General features: G+C 69.6%; 1 protein-coding gene. It reads left to right on the top strand.

Features of this window, described 5'->3' with window-relative positions:
• Positions 1–52: 52 nt before the first annotated feature.
• Complete coding sequence (locus tag AB0L65_RS62890; RefSeq protein ID WP_364267616.1) at positions 53–1,429, top strand: IS1380 family transposase; 1,377 nt, start codon at positions 53–55, stop codon at positions 1,427–1,429.
• The last annotated feature ends 159 nt before the right edge of the window (positions 1,430–1,588 follow it).

The following is a 1,588-nucleotide window of genomic DNA, read 5'->3' as shown; positions in this document are numbered from 1 at the left end:
GATCGGACTTGTCTAAGGCCCCGTCCACCCCAGATCAGAAGGCACTTTCCGAGTGAACTCTACCGCTTCCCTCAGCAAGATCACCGTGTCCGCCGACGGCCGTGGGCTGGTCTCACACGGCGGGGGCCTGCTGCTGGTGCAGACGCTGCGCATCACCGGACTGGAAAAGGCCCTATCCGAGCGGCTGGAACGATGGCGGCCCAGCCGCGCCGTCCACGACCCCGCAAAGATCATCACCGATCTGGCCCTCACCTTGGCGCTCGGCGGAGACTGCCTGGCCGACATCGCCATGCTGCGCTCCCAGCCCGAACTGTTCGGCCCCGTCGCCTCCGACCCGACCGTCTCACGCCTGATCGACCGGCTCGCCGCCGATGAGGCCCGCGCGCTGAAGTCCATCCGCGCCGCCCGCGCCACCGCGCGTGAACGCGCTTGGCAACTGGCCGGTCATCACGCCCCCGGAACCGACGGCCAGCCCGTGATCGTCGACCTCGACGCCACCATTGTGATCTCCCACTCCGACAAGCAGCACGCGGCCCCGACCTGGAAGAAGAGCTACGGCTTCCACCCGATGACCGCCTTCGCCGACCACCCCGGCGACGGCGGCGGCGAACCGCTGACCCTGCTGCTGCGGCCCGGCAACGCCGGCTCCAACACCGCCGCCGACCACATCGAGACCACCCGGCTCGCCCTGGCCCAGCTACCGCGCGCCCAGCGACGCAACGTCCTCATCCGCACCGACTCCGGTGGCGGCACCCATGAATTCCTGAACTGGCTCACCCGCCCCGGACGCTGGCTGAAGTACTCCATCGGCTTCACCATCACCGACGACATCGCCGCTGCCATCCTCAAACTGCCCGCCACCGCCTGGACCCCCGCCTACAACGCCGACCGCCAACCGCGGCCCGGCGCCTGGGTTGCCGAACTCACCGGCCTGCTCGACCTGACCGGCTGGCCCAAGGGCATGCGCGTCATCGTCCGCAAAGAACGCCCCCACCCCGGCGCCCAACTGCGCTTCACCGACCTCGACGGACACCGTTTCACCTGCTTCGTCACCGGCACCCCAGGCTGCCAGCTCGCCGATCTGGAACTACGTCACCGCCGCCGCGCCCGCGCCGAAGACCGCATCCGCGCCGCCAAGGACACCGGCCTGCGCAACCTGCCCCTGCACGACTTCACCCAGAACCAGATCTGGCTCGAGATCGTCGCCCTTGCCTGCGAACTGCTCGCGTGGATGCAGATGCTCGCCCTGCACGACACCGACGCCCGCCGCTACGAGCCCAAACGCCTACGGCTCCGCCTGCTCGCCGTCGCCGGCCGCCTGGTGCACGGAAGCCGCCGCCTGCGCCTCCGCATCCCCACGCGATGGCCCTGGGCCAGCCAGATCCTTACTGCCCTGGCACGCCTGCACGCCCTGCCGGCACCAACCTGACCAACGCCAACCCGCCCCACGACCAGGAAAGGAACCCCCGGGCCCGTGGAACCCCGCCCACCCGGCGCGACAGCCGGGCATCCACGCTGACCACAGCGAGAAAATCGACCCGCAGCCGAACTTCTCAGCCGACCAACTCAAGGTCGAGAAAGATCGAGG

It is taken from the genome of Nonomuraea sp. NPDC052116, assembly GCF_040680035.1.
Taxonomy (GTDB): Bacteria; Actinomycetota; Actinomycetes; order Streptosporangiales; family Streptosporangiaceae; genus Nonomuraea; species Nonomuraea angiospora_A.
The sequence above is the reverse complement of the archived record's forward strand: the minus strand, read 5'-3'. Positions and strand labels throughout refer to the sequence as shown.